14 protein-coding genes are annotated in these 19092 nt (G+C 43.8%); 11 read left to right on the top strand and 3 right to left on the bottom strand.

The window, feature by feature from the left end:
• The first annotated feature begins 90 nt into the window (after nucleotides 1-90).
• From ACGTN9_RS13540 to ACGTN9_RS13500, 9 genes are all read left to right on the top strand, one after another.
• Nucleotides 91-1395 (top strand): sugar ABC transporter substrate-binding protein, encoded by a 1305-nt coding sequence (locus ACGTN9_RS13540; RefSeq protein WP_499593609.1) that lies wholly within the window; start codon nucleotides 91-93, stop codon nucleotides 1393-1395.
• A gap of 188 nt (nucleotides 1396-1583) precedes the next feature.
• Nucleotides 1584-2882 (top strand): carbohydrate ABC transporter permease, encoded by a 1299-nt coding sequence (locus ACGTN9_RS13535; RefSeq protein WP_499593607.1) that lies wholly within the window; start codon nucleotides 1584-1586, stop codon nucleotides 2880-2882.
• Nucleotides 2883-2887: 5 nt separating this feature from the next.
• The gene (locus ACGTN9_RS13530; protein ID WP_499593766.1) at nucleotides 2888-3730 is read left to right on the top strand and encodes a sugar ABC transporter permease; all 843 of its coding nucleotides are present in this window, start codon (nucleotides 2888-2890) and stop codon (nucleotides 3728-3730) included.
• 42 nt (nucleotides 3731-3772) lie between these two features.
• Nucleotides 3773-5311 (top strand): alpha-amylase family glycosyl hydrolase, encoded by a 1539-nt coding sequence (locus ACGTN9_RS13525; protein ID WP_499593605.1) that lies wholly within the window; start codon nucleotides 3773-3775, stop codon nucleotides 5309-5311.
• Between the two features lie 109 nt (nucleotides 5312-5420).
• Complete coding sequence (locus tag ACGTN9_RS13520) at nucleotides 5421-6464, top strand: LacI family DNA-binding transcriptional regulator (RefSeq protein WP_499593604.1); 1044 nt, start codon at nucleotides 5421-5423, stop codon at nucleotides 6462-6464.
• Nucleotides 6465-6529: 65 nt separating this feature from the next.
• On the top strand, nucleotides 6530-8815 hold the full coding sequence (locus ACGTN9_RS13515; protein ID WP_499593602.1) for a glycoside hydrolase family 65 protein: 2286 nt from the start codon (nucleotides 6530-6532) through the stop codon (nucleotides 8813-8815).
• A 76-nt stretch (nucleotides 8816-8891) separates the two neighbouring features.
• Nucleotides 8892-9836: a DMT family transporter gene (locus ACGTN9_RS13510; protein WP_499593600.1), complete on the top strand. Its 945-nt coding sequence runs from the start codon at nucleotides 8892-8894 to the stop codon at nucleotides 9834-9836.
• 75 nt (nucleotides 9837-9911) lie between these two features.
• A complete protein-coding gene (locus ACGTN9_RS13505; RefSeq protein ID WP_499593598.1) occupies nucleotides 9912-10772 on the top strand; it encodes a GNAT family N-acetyltransferase in 861 nt (286 codons plus the stop codon).
• An 879-nt stretch (nucleotides 10773-11651) separates the two neighbouring features.
• Nucleotides 11652-12851, top strand: a complete 1200-nt coding sequence (locus ACGTN9_RS13500; RefSeq protein ID WP_499593596.1) for an IS110 family RNA-guided transposase — start codon at nucleotides 11652-11654, stop codon at nucleotides 12849-12851.
• A gap of 229 nt (nucleotides 12852-13080) precedes the next feature.
• Here ACGTN9_RS13500 and ACGTN9_RS13495 read toward each other — a convergent pair whose 3' ends face one another.
• The 3 genes from ACGTN9_RS13495 to ACGTN9_RS13485 all read right to left on the bottom strand — a co-directional run bounded on the left by ACGTN9_RS13495 (nucleotide 13081) and on the right by ACGTN9_RS13485 (nucleotide 16991).
• Nucleotides 13081-13977, bottom strand: coding sequence for a DUF4349 domain-containing protein (locus ACGTN9_RS13495; protein ID WP_499593594.1), 897 nt, complete (start codon nucleotides 13975-13977; stop codon nucleotides 13081-13083).
• Between the two features lie 218 nt (nucleotides 13978-14195).
• A complete protein-coding gene (locus ACGTN9_RS13490; protein WP_499593592.1) occupies nucleotides 14196-15857 on the bottom strand; it encodes a CoA-disulfide reductase in 1662 nt (553 codons plus the stop codon).
• A 273-nt stretch (nucleotides 15858-16130) separates the two neighbouring features.
• A complete protein-coding gene (locus ACGTN9_RS13485; protein WP_499593590.1) occupies nucleotides 16131-16991 on the bottom strand; it encodes a DegV family protein in 861 nt (286 codons plus the stop codon).
• A 222-nt stretch (nucleotides 16992-17213) separates the two neighbouring features.
• Between ACGTN9_RS13485 and ACGTN9_RS13480 the strand changes: the two genes are divergently transcribed.
• Together ACGTN9_RS13480 and ACGTN9_RS13475 are read left to right on the top strand one after the other, a co-directional pair.
• Nucleotides 17214-18065, top strand: coding sequence for a YitT family protein (locus tag ACGTN9_RS13480; protein WP_499593588.1), 852 nt, complete (start codon nucleotides 17214-17216; stop codon nucleotides 18063-18065).
• 67 nt (nucleotides 18066-18132) lie between these two features.
• The gene (locus ACGTN9_RS13475; RefSeq protein WP_499593587.1) at nucleotides 18133-19026 is read left to right on the top strand and encodes a BsuPI-related putative proteinase inhibitor; all 894 of its coding nucleotides are present in this window, start codon (nucleotides 18133-18135) and stop codon (nucleotides 19024-19026) included.
• The last annotated feature ends 66 nt before the right edge of the window (nucleotides 19027-19092 follow it).

The following is a 19092-nucleotide window of genomic DNA, read 5'->3' as shown; positions in this document are numbered from 1 at the left end:
AAATCAAGATATGTGCAATCGTTTTCACGAAAATATTTGAAATCGGTTACATACATCTTGTAATTAATATACCTTTGGGAGGTCAATACAATGAAGAAATGGTTAGGTATGTTGTTTGCCGCACTATTAATGATCGGCGCACTTGCTGCCTGTGGTCCTGATGAAAGTGGACAAGAATCGGAAGGAAACACAGAAGGCGGAGAATCAACAGAAACAGAGGGCAATACAGAAGGTGAAATGCCTGAAAAGCCTGAAAAACTTACTGTCTGGATGAACGCAGAAGAGAAACAAGAAGAAGCGTTGAAGACTATCACTGATAAATTCACAGAAGAAAATGACATCGAGGTTGAAATCATTCCTATCTCTATGTTGGATCAAATTGAAAAGCTGGACGTAGAAGGACCTGCTGGAAATGGTCCAGACATCATTTTCCAACCGCATGACCGGATCGGTGACCTCGTACTTAAAGGTCTTGTAGACCCTGTAAATCTTGGAGAGAAAAAGGACGAATACACAGAAACTGCTGTCGATGCTGTCACTTATGAAGGCGACGTATGGGGCTACCCGGCAGTTACAGAAACCTATGCTTTATTCTACAACAAGTCATTAGTAGAAGAAGCTCCTGAAACTATGGAAGATTTGATGGCGATTGCTGAAAGAGATACCAAAAAAGGTGAAGATAAGTATGGTTTCCTGATGGAAGGTGCTAACTTCTACTTCACATACCCGTTCTTCTCCGGGAATGGTGCTTATGTTTTCGCTAACGAAAATGGTTCTTATAACATTGATGACATCGGGTTGAACAACGAAGGCGCTGTCAAAGGCGGCAAGTTGATCCAGTCCTGGTTTGAAAACGGATATATTCCGCAGGACTTGACTCCGGACATTATGAACGGACTGGTCAAAGAAGGAAAAGTATCTACGGTTATCAATGGACCTTGGATGGTACGTGAATACCAGGATGCTCTTGGTGACGACCTGGCAGCTGCTCCACTTCCATTGCTTGAAAATGGTGAAAACCCTAAATCTTTCGTAGGTGTAAAATCCTACATGCTTTCCTATTACTCTGAAAACAAAGAGTGGGCAGAAGAATTGATGGCATTCATCACAAACAGTGAAAATGCAATGACTTACTATGACATGGCTGGCGAAATGCCTGCACGCAAAGATTCCATCGAAGATCCGGCAATCGCGGATGATGAAATCATGTCTGCTTTCGCTGAACAGGCTACTTATGGTGAGCCAATGCCTGGTATCCCGGCAATGCAACAAGTTTGGGAGCCAATCAACAATGCACTTTCGTTTATTTCAAAAGGTGAGCCTGTAGACGAAGTACTTGATGAAGCAGTTCAAATCATCAAAGACAATATTGCGGCTTCAGGTGCTGGACAATAAATAAAGGAAAAAGCTCTGGTAATTAAGAGCGAGTTGGAGGATGGAAGGCGGACAGCCTTCCATCTGCCATTTTATACTTTAGAAAGTTTAACTTTGTTAAATGATTAAAGTATAAAAAACTAAGGCTTTCGCCATAAGTACTTGGCGACAAGCCAAGTTTTTCTATCACCACCGGGGAGGACATTATTATGGCAAAGGATGATAAAAAAGCAGCATTCGACATCAAACAACCCCGCAATATTGCTACTTTATTATCTGTTTTCGTTCCAGGTCTGGGACAACTGTATAACCGCCGATTTTTTAAAGGCATACTTTTATTTATAATTGCTGTTTCTTTTTTAATAGCATTTTGGGATTATATCGATATTGGCGTCTGGGGGCTATTTACGTTAGGTACGATTCCCCGGGAACATCATTCCATCCAGTTATTGATTCAAGGCTTTATATCGGTAGTGGTACTTTTCTTTGGAATCGCTATTTATATTTACAATGTTAAAGATGCTCGTAATGATGCAATTGCTAGAGAAGCCGGAAGACCGAACCCGACATTTTTCAAAGCAATGCAGGATTTCTACGATCGCGGATTTCCATATTTCATGATCCTGCCTGGCTTTATCATGTTGATTTTTGTAGTAGTACTGCCGCTTGCGTTCATGGTCTCGCTGGCCTTCACCAACTACAACCAGTATAATTCACCACCACGAAAACTGTTGGACTGGGTCGGTTTTGAGAATTTCGTCAACCTGGTGAATGTGGATATTTGGCAGGATACATTCTTGAATGTATTCACTTGGACGATTGTTTGGACAGTAGTGGCGACAACGTTGCAGATTGTTCTCGGTCTGTTCCTAGCATTGCTCGTCAATGACAAGCGTATCAAGTTCAAGCGGACGATCCGTACCGTACTTATTTTGCCATGGGCGGTACCGGCTTTTGTATCAATTTTGATTTTCTCAGCATTATTCAACCCGACGTTCGGTGCGATCAACCGTGATATCCTCAGCCAATTCGGGATGATGATTCCCTGGCTGTCAGACCCGTTTTGGGCTAAGATCGCTCTAATCATGATTCAGACATGGCTGGGCTTTCCATTCGTATTTGCATTATTCACAGGTGTTTTGCAAAGTGTGCCGGCGGATATGTACGAAGCTGCCGATGTTGATGGAGGAACACGATTCCAGAAGTTCCGTTTTATCACCCTGCCACACATCCTGTTTGCCACGGCACCGCTTCTGATCATGCAATATGCCCAGAATTTCAATAACTTCAATATTATCTATCTATTCAACGAAGGGAATCCTGCTGTCCGAGGCCAGTCTGCCGGCGGGACAGATATCCTGATTTCCTGGGTATACAAACTGACTTTCGAAACCAATAACTATAATATGGCTGCAGCTATTACGATCATCATGGGATTGGTAATATCGATCTTCGCATTCTATCAATTCCGCAAAACGGCTGCATTTAAAGAGGAGGGACGTTACTGATGGCGATGAATAGAAAAACAAAGTCCAAAATTGAAGTAACGTTCATTTATTTATTTTTAGCAGTGATGTTCGTGTTGATTGCTTATCCGTTACTATGGACGGTGATGATGAGTATCAACCCTGGTACGAATATGCTGGTGACGAAGATGCTGCCGGAAAACCCGACATTGGAGCATTATAAATGGTTATTCACTGATCCAAGAAGTGACTATGTCATCTGGTATAAGAACAGTCTGTTGGTCGCATTCGCCAATGCGATTGGTTCCGTTATTTTGACTTCATTAGTCGCTTATGCGTTTTCCCGTTACAAGTTTATTGGGAAAAAGTATGGTCTGTATATGTTTCTGTTACTGCAAATGTTCCCGGCTTTGATGGGGATGGTTGCATTATACATCCTGCTAAGTACAATCGGATTGATCGATTCCTTAGTCGGTTTGACATTGATTTACCTTGGCGGTCAGATTCCATTTAACGCCTGGCTGGTAAAAGGTTACTTTGATACCATCCCGAAAGAATTGGACGAAGCCGCCAAAATGGATGGAGCCGGACACTTGAAAATTTTCTGGACGATCATGCTGCCTTTGGCTAAGCCGATTCTTGCAGTAGTAGCGCTTTTCAACTTCATGGCTCCGTTCATGGACTTCCTGCTGCCGCGAATCGTGTTGACCAGTCCGGAGAAATATACACTGGCTCTAGGATTATTCAATTTCATCAATGACCAATTTTCTAATAACTTTACACGTTTCTCTGCGGGAGCCATTTTGATCGCTGTGCCGATTGCACTTGTATTCTTATTACTGCAGCGTTATTTGATTTCAGGATTGACATCTGGAGCTACCAAAGGATAATAGGAAATGGAAACTTAATTTTAATGACAAGGGGGAGCGGAAATGAGAACAAAAGCACGGTTATCTTTGTGCATCATTCCGTTTCTTCTTTTTTGTTCTTTTCCTATGACTGCTTTAGGAGCTGATGAAAAAGAAGAAAATGACTGGAACGATGAAATGATTTATTTCATCATGGTCGATCGTTTTTTTAATGGGAATTACGACAACGACTATGAAGTGGATACAGATGATCCGAAGGCGTACCACGGAGGAGACATAGAAGGGATCATCCAGCAACTGGATTATATTAAGAGCCTTGGCTACACAGCGATCTGGATGACACCAATTATGAAAAACGAACCGAAAGGCTATCACGGCTACTGGATTGAAGATTTCATGGAAGTGGAAGAACATTTTGGTACCATGGAAGATGCCAAGCGCCTTGTAGAAGAGGCTCATAAACGTGACATGAAAGTGTTGTTCGATTTTGTCGTCAATCATACTGGTTACCAACATGCATGGCTGGAGGATCCGAATAAAGAAGACTGGTTCCATGAAGAAAAACGAATGATGGGTGAAAGCCAATCCGTATTAGAAAATGCCTGGCTCGCAGGACTGCCAGATTTGAATACCGAAAATCCGGAAGTGAAACAGTACTTATTTGATGCAGCCGAATTTTGGATTGAGGAAACGGGAGTGGATGGTTTTCGTTTGGATACCGTCAAGCATGTGCCGAAAGACTTCTGGAAAGACTTCAATGATCATGTGAAAAGCATTGATCCAGATTTCTTCCTGCTTGGGGAAGTGTGGCACGATAGCCCGCGTGAGATAGCTGCATATGAAGAAACAGGTATCGATTCATTCGTCGATTATCCATTATTCAATGCGATCAATGAGTCGTTTCAGAAGGCGGGCAATTCTTTGAATGGTCCAATGAGTGTTTGGAAAGCGAATGAACAATTATATGAAGAGCCTGGTATGTTAAGCTCCTTCATTGATAATCATGATAATGTCCGGTTTACCAGAAAAGCGATCGAGAATAAACAAAACCCGGTGACCCGGTGGAAACTGGCGTTGACCTATCAATTCACGATGCCTGAAATCCCGATTACATATTATGGGACAGAGGTGCCGCTTGATGGCGGAGAAGATCCGGATAATCGCCGGATGATGAACTTCAAAGCCGCTGATGAAGAGTTGAAACAAAGGATTGAACAGCTGACATCGATGCGAAAAGAATTTCCGGCGCTTACAAAAGGGGATTATGAAGAACTTTACAACGAAGGCGGGCTTGCAGCGTATAAACGTACGTATGAAGACCAGACGTTAGTAGTTGTGCTCAACAATGATGTGGAAACACGAACCATGGAGTTGGAAAACCTTCCCCCAGACAATCAGCTGCGCGGGATGCTGACCGATGATATCGCCAGGGAAGTGGAGGAAGGTACCTACAAAATCGCCATGGAACGAGAACAGTCAGAAGTATACTTGGTCGAAGAGAACACTGGTCTGAACTGGTCCTTCCTGTTATTTGTCGGAGGTATCTTTGCTGCTTTTGTCGTTGCGGTCATCATTTTAAGTAGAAAAAGCAGGAAAAACTAGACATCCAGCCATCTGAAATGAGTTACAATAATAGAGAGAAAGAGTTAGCAGCAACCTTTCATTAGTAAAGAACTGCCAATGAAATCAGAAGGAATAGAAGGTGAGTGTCATGGGAGTTACCATTAAAGAAGTTGCCAAAGCGGCAGGGGTGGCGCCTTCCACGGTATCCCGCGTCATAGCGGATAATCCGAGGATCAGTCCCGCCACGAAGAAACGGGTAAGGAAAGCGATGAAAGAACTTGGCTACCACCCGAATGTAAATGCGAGAAGCCTGGTAAGAAGTTCGACACAAGCGATTGGAGTCGTCATGCCTTCAAGTGCAGATAAGGCCTTGCAAAATCCATTTTTCCCTGAGGTACTGCGTGGAATCAGTGCGGTAGCCCATGACCTCGAATATTCTTTGCTGCTTTCGACGGGAGAAACGGAAGAGGAAATATTAGAAGGAGTCCAGCGGATGGTCCATGGCAATCGTGTGGATGGAGTCATTCTGTTGTATTCCCGGTTAAAGGACAAAGTCATGGAATTTCTTCATGAACAGAACTTTCCGTTTGTCATTGTAGGGAAGCCCAATGAAAACATCGATACAATCAGTCATGTCGATAACGACAACATCCGGGCATCCAAAGAGATCACAGAGCACCTGATCGAGCTGGGGCATCGCTGCATCGGTTTTATCGGGGGTTCCAAAGATCTGGCTGTCACCGTCGACCGTATTACTGGCTACGAACAGGCCCTTAATCAGGCAGGACTGCCAGTCAAAAAAGAATACAAGGTCCACACCGAATTTTTGAAATCCGGTGGAAGAAAAGCCGTCCATGAATTATTTTCTTTAGAGGAACCGCCGACCGGCCTGGTAATTTCTGATGATCTGATGAGCATCGGGGTCATCAATATGCTGGAGGAGTTCGGTCTGTACGTACCAGAAGACGTGTCGATCGTCAGCTTCAACAATGTTTATATGGCGGAGGTCACCCGACCCCCGCTGACAACCGTCGACATCAATATTTATGATCTTGGCGCCCAGGCATGCAAGTGTCTGGTTGAAAAAATACAGAATAAAAATGAACCAGCCAAGCGGATCATCGTGCCGTTTGAAATTAAACACCGCATGTCTACACAACAGTGGAAAAGGGAAACAAGTAAGAGAGCCTGATTCGGTTCTCTCTTTTTCCCACAGAAATGCAAACGTTTGCCTAATCTAAATGAGAGGTGATAAAGATGAAACAGATTTGCAGAATGGATGAATGGAAAGTCATCGAAGACAAGCTGCATCCAGAAGATAACCGCCTTGCAGAAAGCTTAATGAGTATCGGCAACGGCCAGATGGGGATGCGTGGCAACTTTGAAGAGACCTATTCCGGAGATACCCATCAAGGCACCTATGTAGGGGGCATCTATTATCCAGATAAGACCAGGGTCGGCTGGTGGAAAAACGGTTACCCGGAATACTTCGCTAAAGTTTTGAATGCTCCGAATGTAACCGGCGTCCGGGTGGTTGCGGGTGACGAAGAACTTGACCTTCATACATGGAAAGTACACGAATTCAAGCGGGAATTGAATATGAAACACGGATACCTCTACCGTGAATTTGATGTAACAAGCCCAGAAGGCAAACATATCAAGGGAAAGGTCACCCGTTTCTTTTCCATTGTCGATGCTTCGATTATTGCTATCAAGTATGAGGTTACGTCCGAAGACTTTGAAGGAAAGATCACCTTCCAGCCCTATATGGATGGCGACGTCAGGAATGAAGATGCCAATTATGATGAAGACTTCTGGATGCCTGTCCATCATGAAGCTGACAAGGAACAGGCCGTTTTGACGATGCGCACCCGCAAGACGGAATTCGATGTTTCTGCCGCGATGAAAAATCAGCTTATCGGTCAGGAGACGAAAGTAGAAGATGTTGCGAACGAAGAAGAATATGTGGATCAAAAGCATACAGCCAGCATCATACCTGGTGGAAAGGTAAGTTTTTATAAATATGTAGCTGTTACGACAAGCAGGCATTTCCATAAAAACGAGCTTGCGGACGAAGCTAAAAAGCAGGTGAGAAAAGCAGCTGACAGTGGATTCACTTCCTTGTTCAAGCAGCATATGGAAGCTTGGGAGCGCCGCTGGAACCATGCTGATGTGACTATCGGGGGAGATACGTCCGCCCAGCAGGGGATCCGCTATAATATTTTCCAGCTGTATAACACGTATACAGGTGAGGACGCGCTTTTGAATATCGGTCCGAAAGGCTTTACTGGAGAGAAGTATGGGGGAAGCACTTACTGGGATACGGAAGCTTACTGCCTGCCTTTTTACCTTGGTACAGCTGATTCATCGATCGCCCGCAATCTATTAATCTACCGTTATCGACATTTAGCAAAAGCAAAAGAAAATGCAGCGAAGCTAGGCATGGATGGTGCGCTCTATCCAATGGTGACGATGAATGGGGAGGAATCGCATAACGAATGGGAAATTACATTTGAAGAAATTCACCGGAACGGTGCCATTGCACATGCGATTTGGAATTACGTCAACTATACCGGTGATACATCTTACCTGCCGGAATATGGCTTTGAAGTGCTGGCAGAAATCAGCAGGTACTGGGCAAGCCGGGTTAATTACAATCCCCGTAAAGGAAAATATATGATCCTTGGTGTCACGGGACCAAATGAATACGAAAACAATGTCAACAACAACTGGCACACCAACCGGATGGCCGCCTGGACATTGGAGTACACCTTGTCTGTCGCTTTGTACCTGGAACGTAACCATCAGAAAAGATTCGTAGAATTAAAAAGCCAATTGGGCTTGAATGAGGACGACTTCGACCACTGGAAAGACATCATTGAACACATGTACTACCCAGTTGATGAACAGCTTGGTGTCTATTTGCAGCAGGACGGTTTGCTCGATAAGGATTTGATCCGTGTCGCAGATCTTGATGAAAAACATTTGCCGCTCAACCAGAACTGGTCGTGGGACCGAATCCTGCGTTCCTGCTTCATCAAACAGGCGGATGTTTTGCAAAGCATGTATTTCTTGAACCACCGTTTCACGTTAGAGGAGAAAAAGAACAACTTTGACTTTTATGAGCCAATGACTGTTCATGAATCATCGTTATCACCTTGTGTGCACTCGATCATTGCAGCAGAAATCGGTTACGAAGAAAAAGCATATGAAATGTACCTGCGGACAGCAAGACTCGATCTCGACAATTATAATAACGATACGGAAGACGGACTCCATATCACAAGTATGGCTGGATCCTGGCTGTCTATCGTTCATGGCTTCGCTGGAATGCGGGTAGAAAAAGGGGAATTACACTTCAAACCATTCATTCCAAAAGCCTGGGAAGATTATTCCTTTAAAATTAACTTCCGCGGCCACTTGATCAAAGTAAGCGTTGACCATCAGCGAGTCGTGATCACACAGGAAGAAGGTGGTGACTTCGCAATTTTTATCAATGGTGAAGAAAAACAGCTGCCAGCTGAAGGGAATATCACTATATAAACGGTAAAAGCAAAAAGGCTGTTCCACAGATGGAATGGCTTTTTTGTATCTCATAATAGAAACCTGTTTTCCTATTGTGATAGGATTGTTGGAGCAAGGGGGGATACTTATTTATCCTTATATCTTACTAGTATTCGTTATCTTATTCTTTTCAGGAAATATCCTCGTTGGTAAGGCAATCAATGAGCTGCCGCCATTCACCATTGCTTTTTTCCGACTGGTAATCGCATTCTTTGTAATCCTTCCGGTCGGCTTACGAGGAGCCTGGCAGTATCGCAACAGTTACTTACAGCATAAAAAACCATTTTTGATCATCACGCTGACCGGTATCACATTCTTTAATACATTCATTTATGGCGCACTGCAATTCACAACATCCACCAACGTCTCCGTGTTTGAGACAGTGATTCCAGTGGCGACTGTGATCATGAGTGCGTTTGTTTTAAAAGAAAGGCTGGCCAGTATTCAATGGACAGGAATCGTGCTTTCCCTTATTGGAGCACTTTGGGTAGTCATGGATGGAAAAATACTGCAATTGGCTGCTATGGAATGGAATATCGGAGATGCGATCATGATCGGGGCGATCCTGACCTGGGCAGTCTACTCGATCATGGTAAAGCAGTACATGCATCTATTCCCTACATATGGCACGCTGCTAGTCATGACTGGCATTTCCGTTGTCGTACTGCTTCCGATCGTAGCAACAGAATGGATCATCGTTGGGGTGCCATCTTTGAATCTATCCAACATGAGTGGGTTACTCTATTTAGGAGTTTTTCCTTCTTTCATCGCATTGAGCATGTACAATCGGGCAGTCGAACTGACCAGTGCGTCTAAAGCTTCGGTGTTCTTGAATTTCCTTCCGGTCGTGACGATGATCGGGGCCTATTTTTGGTTGGGAGAATCAATAACCGTCATGCAAATTTCAGGTGCTCTGGCTGTAATAGCCGGCGTCATACTGACTACCCAATTCGGTAGGCGGGAACAGAATATGGAAAAAGCAATCAACCAGGAAAAATAATTTTTCTCCGGGCGGCCTTCCAGTACTTCTATCAGTTATAATAAGAAAGAATCATATAAGGTGGAGGAGTGCCCGTTGAAAATTACGTCCCATACCCAAGTAGAACCACAATTAGCAAAGGAAATACGTGCGTTAGAGAGTAAACTGAAAGCCCATGACGGCATCGACAGTGAGATGTACATCGCCGACAATTTGAATTTTGATACCAATTTACCGTGGGTGTTCACAATGCATAAGGATAATGAGTTGATTGCTGCTGTTGTGGCCTTCATACCTTCAAAAAAAGAAGTAGAATTGATGGCCGTCACCCATCCGGACTACCGGCGAAAAGGATATTTTTCTATGTTGGAAAATCGGTTATGTGAAGCGTGGGAGAAACACAAAATCCCGTCTTTGCTTTACGTACTTAATGAAGATTCTGAGACTGGCAAGGCAGTAGCACATAGAAGGGGAGCATCCTATCAATATACCGAATACCAGATGGAGCTCCGCGGACAAAACGATCGGGAAGACATAGGCAAATTAGAAATTGTGAAGGCAAAAGAAGATCAGGTGGACACTTTGGCAAACATTCAGGAGCGGGCATTCGGCCTTCCAGGAGAAGATGCACGTACCTTCATTTCCGCTGCTTTAAAAAAATCCCATCATCATATGTATCTTTCCTTTTACCAGGGAAGCCCAGTTGGCATGGGAGCGATTGCCGTTGATGAAGAGGCGTCCTCTATTTATGGCGTATGCATGTTACCGGAACATCAGGGTTTTGGCTATGGTAAAGAAATGATGCTGCATCTGATTAAGGAAGCAAAACGCCAGTCCAATCAAAAAGTTACGCTTGAAGTGGATAGTAAAAACGAGCGGGCTTATCAGTTGTACCGGAAGCTTGGGTTTATAGCAACGAAATCGACCGGTTATTATCAAAAATCCCTTCAGCAATAGTCTCTGTAAAATCTCATTGGATGATTTTACAGATAACCTCCCTATACATGAAGACTCAGCTTCGAGAGAAACTGTTTCCGTTAAGGTTGAAAGCCTCTGGAGGTCCGGGAAATCACTCGCTTTCCATGGGTGTACGGTGAGCTTCCTCGGGCTAATGCCCTGCGGGATCTCACCATGTACTATTCTCCCATAGGACTTTGAAAAAGCTTCTTGAATAGACACCGCACGAAGGAAATGCGTAGCATTTTCGAGGAGTCTCGCAATTTCCCGGACCTCCTTGCGTTGGTGAGGCAAACGAAAACATCGTTATGCAGTCCTCAAACATAGGAAGAGCTACTCATAAAAACATAAAAACGTGCTTATAACGTACACCATATTTCCATGTTACTTGTGGAAGACATCTTCATCTAGGGCAGGGGTTCGTTTCTCTCATCCTTCGGAGGATGGGGTGGTTGGGAAACTGCGAGACTCCCGCGGGAGAAGGAGCTAGGCAAGACCCCACAGGTCGTGTAACGACTGAGGAGGCTTGCCAGTTTCCCCGCAGGAAAGCGAGTAGTTTCCAAGCCACCCCTGGCACTTTTTTGGTAAAGAACCTCTTCTATTTTGAAACTGAGTCTTCCATAATTCGGCCCTATCGTATTATAAGGTCAGCCAGTCATTTCTGGTTGACCTATTTTTTATAGGTTATTATTTAGGTAGCCGGGGAAGGACGTTTCGGCCATTGGGACTTGATCCCGTCCACTATACTGTCCTCCCCCTACTTGTAGAAACGTGTTTGAGGCTGGTTGGGACCTCGATCCCGTATAACAAGCGAAGCTATGACACTGCAAGATAGGTTAGGGGCTGCCGGCAAATAAACAAAAGGAGACGTGACAATGAATGGATCCAGTCATTGGCCTGGATATTGCGAAGGGAAAAAGCCAAGTACAAGCCTTTTTACAGAAAAAAGATCCTTACAAGAAGAGCTTTGTATTTGAGCATAACACTTTAGGTCTACATGATTTTCACCGATTTTGGTTAGAGGTGGAAGAAATCACAGGACGAGCTCCGGTCGTCGTCTTTGAATCTACTGGTCATTACCATGAACCAGTTTTACAGTTCTTAGAGGACCATCAAATCGTCTATTATTTGATAAATCCTGTTCTTTCCCATGAAGCCAAGAAGATGAGCTTAAGGAAAGTAAAGACCGATGCCATTGATGCGTTTCGTTTAGGGGAGCTTTATTACCAATATGATGATCTTCAACCTTTCAAAAAGAAAACTGTCAAATTCATGAACTTGAGGAATCTAACGCGTCAACACGATGCCCTAACAGGAACTTATGTACAAATTAAACTCCAATTCCAAACCGTATTGGATCAGGTCTTTCCGGAATATAAGACTGTCTTTGGAACACTCTATTCCCCGACCTCTTTACGAACGTTACTCCACTTCCAAACACCTCAAGGTGTTAAAGATGAAAAGCCGGAGCAGATAGCTGATGTAATTCTTAAGCAAGGAGCCAAACGTTCTTATGCATGGGCATTAAAGAAAGCTCATCAATTAAAAGAAGCAGCTGATCGAGATCCCTTCAAACGTAATTTATATACGAGTCATGTGGTGAATTTAACGATGTTCATTCAACTTCTTCTTCAATACCAAAGGCACCTATCGAAGCTACTTGAAGAGATAGATGCCTTGGCTGAAGAATTTGAAGAATATGAAATTATCCGATCAATCCCCGGTATTGGTGGAAAGATTGCGGCAACAATCATTTCCGAGATTGGGAAAATTGATCAGTTCAATCATCCAAAGAAATTGGTTGCCTACGCTGGAATAGATCCACGTGTTCATGAATCCGGTCAATTTAAAGCAACAATAAACAAAATTACGAAAAGAGGATCGTCCAGCCTTCGACAGACAATTTATACGGCTGTACAATGCGGGATAACTAAGAACCGCAATCCAAAATTAAGAGCGTATTACGACAAAAAGCTTGGAGAAGGCAAACCGCATAAAGTGGCGAAGATTGCTTGCGCAAACAAGCTTATCCACTGGATCTATGCAATATTAAAGAGTAGAAAGGCCTTTGTAGTTTAAGCGAAACCATTAAAAAACTTTTATGGAAAATACTTCAAGATGGTAAGCTTGAAGTTTATTTAGCATGTTCGTTTTTATTGTATCACGTCTTTTTAATCTTTTTTAGCCTTACCTATTGACCTTCTATTAGCTGGTATAGTGGAGTATTATAAAAGATTAACAAGAACGTTTAACTTAGCCTGGCAACATAGAAACAGGCACAGTCCTTAGGAGGCTGCACCTGTTTGGTTTAGTTGTTTTCGCGTTTACGTTTGCTTCTCTGGCGGATCAGTAACCAAACCACAGGAATAGCAATCAAAAGAATAACTGGAGAGTAACCGAGCAGAACAACCATAATCCACGAGGCAAACTGAGTCAACCCGTTCAACGATTGCACAAATGCCTGCTTCGTTTTTTCCCATGTATTCAGTTCTTCTTCATTCAAGCCAGGTACGTTTACCTTAGTCTCAGTAATATTCAAGGTTATCGTAGAAAAGTCACTTTGATTTTCTAAGTATTTCATTTTCCCTTGAATCACTTCGATTTCTTCCTGAACCCGTTCAAGGTCTTGAGAAATCTTAATCAAATCCTCTGTCTTTTCTGCGTCATCCATGAATGCCAGCAGCCGTTCTTCGATTTTTTCTTTAGCGGCCAGGCGAGATTCTAAATCGACGTATTCCTCGGTCACGTCTCGCCCTGAAATGTTCCTTGAATCAATGTTATCGCTGTAACTGCCAAGCTCATCGATGAAGGGCTGGAAATTTTCCTGCGGCACCCGAAGGCGGATATGGGCGTTTCGCTGTCCATGTTCCTGTCGGTTGACGTTTGCCTCGACGATGTAGGCTTTTTGTTTATCCATATGCTGCTCCAGCTGCTGGTAAAAGGTATCATAATCTTTTGTGCGCAGGGAAATATCCGCATTGTAAATCATCATTTGATTTTGAACGTTGTCAATCATATTCCCCGAATTCGGACTCGCCTTTTCTTCAGAAAGACTGTCACCATCCTGTGCCATGTTGGGTTCAGACATTTCCTGTTCAGTCGCCATGTCCATACTTTCGCTGGATTCGCCAGCTTCATCATTACTGCTGCAGGCTCCTAACAAAAGAAGAGAAAGCAGCAGGGTTAAACCAATCATCTTTTTCATCTTTACGACCCCCTTCTAATAAGTTAGTCGTTCTATGTAACAAAAATGTTACAAAAAACCGCAGCCTCTCTTTTCAGAAAGCCTGCGGCATTATTCTTAATAAATAAGAAAGTATAAAATTTTGGTAGTACCTGTTGAGTATTGGCTAGCTTCAACGCTTAGCCACTCGCGACATAACCTGCCCGTTTTGCTTATGCTTCAGGGCGTTTGCGCTTTTGTTAAACCATTTGAGGTTTTTTAACACCGTTGGCAACGGAATAAGTTTTCCAGCCGCCATCCAGATTACGCGCATCATAGCCATTGAGACGGAGCAGCTTAGTTGCAAGATAGCCGCGCAGTCCTACCTGGCAATTCACGTGGATCGGTTTATCTTTCGGGAGTTCTTCCATGCGATGACGCAGGTCATGAAGCGGAATGTTGATTGCTCCAGGGATATAGCCCTGTTCTAATTCTTTTGCATCACGTACGTCAACTATGAGATCGCCCTGGCTTACTTTTTCGTCGATTTCATCCCAGTGGGTGATTTCAATGGCACCATCGATTATGTTTTCTGCGACATAGCCAAGCATGTTAACCGGGTCTTTTGCAGAAGAGAACGGTGGAGCATAAGCAAGTTCCAAATCTGGCAGGTCATGGACAGTCAGACCGCCTTTGATAGCTGTGGCAAGTACGTCAATCCGTTTGTCCACGCCATCTTTTCCTACGATTTGAGCGCCGTAGATTTTTCCGTTTTCCGGATTGAACAGCATTTTCATTGCTAATGATTCAGCTCCAGGATAGTAGCCGGCATGGGAAGCAGGATGGATGTGAATCGCTTCATACTTCCAGCCAAGATTCTTCATGCGTTTCTCGTTGACGCCTGTAGCAGCAACGGTATAATCGAATACCTTTACAATGGAAGTACCCAATGTTCCAGGGTAAGCTTCGTTCTTTCCATAGATGTTGTTCGCAACGATCCGGCCTTGACGGTTGGCAGGCCAAGCGAGCGGTACCATGACAGGTTCTTTTGTAATATAGTCCTGGACCTCAATGGCATCACCAATTGCGTAGATAGATGGATCATTTGTTTGCATGTATTCATTGACGACAATACCCCTGCGGGCACCAAGTTCTAATCCTGCTTCATGTGCCAGTGTGCTTTCAGGCTGTACTCCGATGGAAAGGACGATCATATCAGTATCCAGCATTTTACCGCTTTCCAGAGCTACGATGTCACCTTCGTTTACGGAAGCGATGCCATCGCCAAGAATCAGTTCGACGCCTTTTTCCCGAAGATGTTCGTGGACGATCGCTGCCATTTCAGGGTCAATCGGCGCCATGACTTGTGGTCCTTTTTCCACGACAGTTACTTTAGCACCGCGATCAGCTAGGTTCTCAGCCATTTCCAGACCGATGAATCCTCCGCCGATGACTGTTATGTGCTTCGGTTGCTTTTCATCAACATAAGCTTTGATCCTGTCTGTATCAGGAATATTTCTTAAAGTAAAATATGTGCTTTCTTTCAATCCAGGAAGCGGAGGTACGATAGGTTTTGCTCCTGGAGATAAAATCAAATGATCATAGCTTTGGTGGTAAACTTCCCCGGTCTTCAAATCTTTGATTTCGATTTGTTTGTCATCCCGGTTGATCTTCATGACTTCCGCAGAAGTACGGATATCCATATTGAAGCGGGCTTCCATACGATCGACGGTCTGAACAAGCAGCTTGCTGCGTTCTTCAATAGTACCTCCGATATAGTATGGCAATCCGCAGTTTGCGAATGAAATATATTCTCCTCGTTCAATCAAAATGATTTGGCTTTCTTCATCTAACCTTCTCAACCTGGCAGCGGCTGTAGCACCACCAGCAACTCCTCCAACAATCACAATCTTTTTAGACATTTTGTTTTCCTCCCTAACCATTGTATTAATACCCCTAACCGTATGATATAACGGGGAGGGGGTAATTACAACAGGTAAACAAGCAGTTTATGTTACAAATTTGTGAATGGGTGAACATTGGAAGGTTTTCGGTAATATTGAAGAACTTGGGCATGACTAAGAAAAGATGAAAAAAGCCGCCTCTCTTAGGAGAAAAGGCAGCCTATTAATCACAAATCATAATTTTTGGTCTTAAAAAACAGGAATTTCGCTCACAACCTGACACCATGGACATTATTTATATGGCTGATTCAGGAAGAAAAGTGCAATGGTACCCGGGCCGGCATGTGCCCCGATAGCGGAGCCGACCATTTCAATATGGATCTGCTCGGTGCCGAATTCTTCCTTGATCATACTCGCAAGCTGTTCCGCGTTTTCTAAGTCGTCCGCATGGCTGATGGCAATTGGCTGATTGGAAAGGTCTTCGCCCCGTTCCTTCATTATATCCAGCATGCGTTTCAAAACTTTTTTGGCGCCGCGGACTTTTTCCAACGGAATCAGCTTGCCATCTTCGACATGTAAGAGTGGCTTGATCTTTAATAAGGTACCAACGAATGCCGCTGTTTTACTGACACGGCCACCGCGGTATAAGTATTCCAGGTCATCGACAGTGAAAATGTGTTCCATATGCTCTGCATGATAGGTACCGATATCAAGTATTTCCTGGACTGATGCGCCGTCAGCAGCCAATTCTGCTGCCCGCAGGACGACAAGTCCATAGCCTAACGATGCGCACTTGGTATCGACTACATGCAGGTCAAAATCAGGATGCTCTGTTTTCACTTCATCTTCCATCATTTTTGCTGTCTGATATGTACCGGATAATTCGGAAGAGAGGGCAAAATAAATGCAGGGTTGTCCGGCTTCTGCATAACGGGTAAAGGCTTCTTTGAACGCCTGCGGAGATACTTGGGAGGTTTTTGGAGCAGCTCCCTCGCGCATCGCATCGTAAACCTTTTTCGGTGTGATAGTCTTGCCGTCCAGATACTCTTCTTCATTCAGTGTGACTTTCAAGGGCACCATTTCGATGTTATGGCGATCGAAATGTTCTTGGGATAAATCGCTTGCCGAGTCACAAATGATTTTAATTTCCATCACGTTCACCTTCTTATTAGTAAGAAATTAATCATACTTGTTTTATTCAAGTTTATGCCTATATAAGGAAACTGTCAAAACATTTCACGCTTAACGAAGGGAATGGGTGATTATTTTTTCCTAGGGAGGGGAATGGGGAATTGATGCTTGATTTTCGTTCACTGGGGTGATAAAAAAGAATAGTGTTTTTCGCTATTATAAGTTTTTTTAAAGGAGGCAGCTATGTTTTCATTTGAAGCCAAACGAATTGTCGTTGTCATATTCGGCGCTATTTTAAATGCGTTTGCCCTGAACCTGTTCTTAATCGAAGCGAATGTATACGCAAGCGGATTCACAGGTGTCGCCCAGTTGACAGCCAGTGTGTTAAGAGATTTCTTAGGCATACCTGGAATCAATACCGGTATTTTGCTATTCGTATTGAATATACCCGTCGCTATTCTAGGCTGGTATAAAGTAGGAAAAGGATTTACCATCTACAGCGCTTTGTCTGTTGCATTCACTACCGTTGCTCTTGGAATTGTACCTGTCAAACAGCTTTCCGAGGATATTATCCTGAATGCTGTATTCGGCGGGGTGCTCGGTGGAGCCGGTGTCGGGTTAACACTGAAATGGGGTGCTTCCACCGGGGGTCTTGATATCGTAGCGATGGTATTATCCCGGATGAAAGACCGTCCGATCGGGATTTATTTTCTTATCTTAAACAGCATTATCATCGCCTTGGCTGGTATTTTGTATGAACCGGAAAACGCATTATACACATTATTGACGTTATATGTGACCACGCGTGTCATTGACGCTATCCATACCCGTCACGAGAAACTGACTGCTATGATCATCACCACCAAGGCAGCAGAGCTGGAAAAGGCCATCCATTCCAAAATGGTACGCGGTATCACTACCTTACCCGCACGAGGTGCTTTTACCCAGCAGGATAAAAATATGCTCGTCATGGTCATTACCCGGTATGAACTTTATGATCTGCAGGGAATCATCAATGAAGTGGATCCACAGGCGTTCACAAATATCGTACAAACGACAGGGATTTTCGGATTTTTCCGAAAAGACGACAAATAATGTAACCTTTGGTAATTTCATACGTCTATATTAATGAACCCACATAAAAAGAAGGAAGTGACGGACAATGAAAAGGGGATGGATGCTCCTGATTGGGCTGATGGTACTACTACTTGTCGCAGCCTGCGGAGCCGAGGAAAGTCAAGGGGACTCTGGAGATGAAGGGGCAGAAGATGTAATGAAAGACGAAGAGACAAGCAGTAACGATGGTCAAAATGCTTTGCAAGAGGCAGTTAGTCAGTTGGCCGTAGATGCTACGATTACGCCTGAAGGTGATAAAGTCAAATTCAGCTTCTCTATGGAGAATCAGGGGGACAAGGCGTATGATCTAGGGTTTTCTTCCGGCCAAAAATATGAAATCGTTGTGAAGAATGACGAGGGCGAGGAAGTATACCGATATTCAGAAGGACAAATGTTCACGCAGGCGTTAGAAACAAAAACCCTTGAACCAGGAGAGAGTATCAGCTTTGAAGAAGTGTGGTCCGAAGGCGTTAAGCCAGGCGAATACGATGCGGCCATCTCCATTGAAGTGAATTCAATTAATGAGCAATCCCTGGAAGCGAAGCCATTCAAAGTGACCAAAGCGTTTACAGTGGAAGGGGAGCAAACCACTGAAGAACAGCATGGCGGTTCTGACGATTCAGTCGCGGAAGGAGAAGCTTTTCGTAACCTGGAGGTTTCTGGAGAAAACGGTTCCTATGTTGTTACAGGGGAAGCAAGAGTATTTGAAGGTTCCTTTGTTTATAATGTAGAGGACGGACATAATATTCTGGTTGAAAACACCACCCATCAAGTAGAAGAGGGTGCACCTTCCTGGTCATCGTTCAAACTTGAAATCGAAATCAGTCAAAAGGAACTTCCACAGTTTGGCTCATTGACATTGACCATGTTCGAAATCGATCCGAAAACCGGCAACCCGGCCAACGTGAATTATATTCCTTTAGAACAATTTCAGGGATAAACGTCACAGGTTAGCAGCCCGGCAATGTTCGCAAAAAAATCGAGTATAAAACCTTAACGATTTTAT

The sequence above is a fragment of the Halobacillus sp. B23F22_5 genome, assembly GCF_043497085.1.
Lineage (GTDB): Bacteria > Bacillota > Bacilli > Bacillales > Halobacillaceae > Thalassobacillus.
Note: the sequence above shows the minus strand (reverse complement) of the source record. Positions and strands in the feature narration are given on the sequence as shown.

What these genes read in the sequence shown, in the direction of transcription:
- ACGTN9_RS13495 (WP_499593594.1), bottom strand. Translation starts at nt 13,977, where the DNA reads ATGAAAAAGATGATTGGTTTAACCCTGCTGCTTTCTCTTCTTTTGTTA.
- ACGTN9_RS13520 (WP_499593604.1), top strand. Translation starts at nt 5,421, where the DNA reads ATGGGAGTTACCATTAAAGAAGTTGCCAAAGCGGCAGGGGTGGCGCCT.
- ACGTN9_RS13475 (WP_499593587.1), top strand. Translation starts at nt 18,133, where the DNA reads ATGAAAAGGGGATGGATGCTCCTGATTGGGCTGATGGTACTACTACTT.
- ACGTN9_RS13490 (WP_499593592.1), bottom strand. Translation starts at nt 15,857, where the DNA reads ATGTCTAAAAAGATTGTGATTGTTGGAGGAGTTGCTGGTGGTGCTACA.
- ACGTN9_RS13480 (WP_499593588.1), top strand. Translation starts at nt 17,214, where the DNA reads ATGTTTTCATTTGAAGCCAAACGAATTGTCGTTGTCATATTCGGCGCT.
- ACGTN9_RS13500 (WP_499593596.1), top strand. Translation starts at nt 11,652, where the DNA reads ATGGATCCAGTCATTGGCCTGGATATTGCGAAGGGAAAAAGCCAAGTA.
- ACGTN9_RS13485 (WP_499593590.1), bottom strand. Translation starts at nt 16,991, where the DNA reads ATGGAAATTAAAATCATTTGTGACTCGGCAAGCGATTTATCCCAAGAA.
- ACGTN9_RS13530 (WP_499593766.1), top strand. Translation starts at nt 2,888, where the DNA reads ATGAATAGAAAAACAAAGTCCAAAATTGAAGTAACGTTCATTTATTTA.
- ACGTN9_RS13525 (WP_499593605.1), top strand. Translation starts at nt 3,773, where the DNA reads ATGAGAACAAAAGCACGGTTATCTTTGTGCATCATTCCGTTTCTTCTT.
- ACGTN9_RS13535 (WP_499593607.1), top strand. Translation starts at nt 1,584, where the DNA reads ATGGCAAAGGATGATAAAAAAGCAGCATTCGACATCAAACAACCCCGC.
- ACGTN9_RS13540 (WP_499593609.1), top strand. Translation starts at nt 91, where the DNA reads ATGAAGAAATGGTTAGGTATGTTGTTTGCCGCACTATTAATGATCGGC.
- ACGTN9_RS13515 (WP_499593602.1), top strand. Translation starts at nt 6,530, where the DNA reads ATGAAACAGATTTGCAGAATGGATGAATGGAAAGTCATCGAAGACAAG.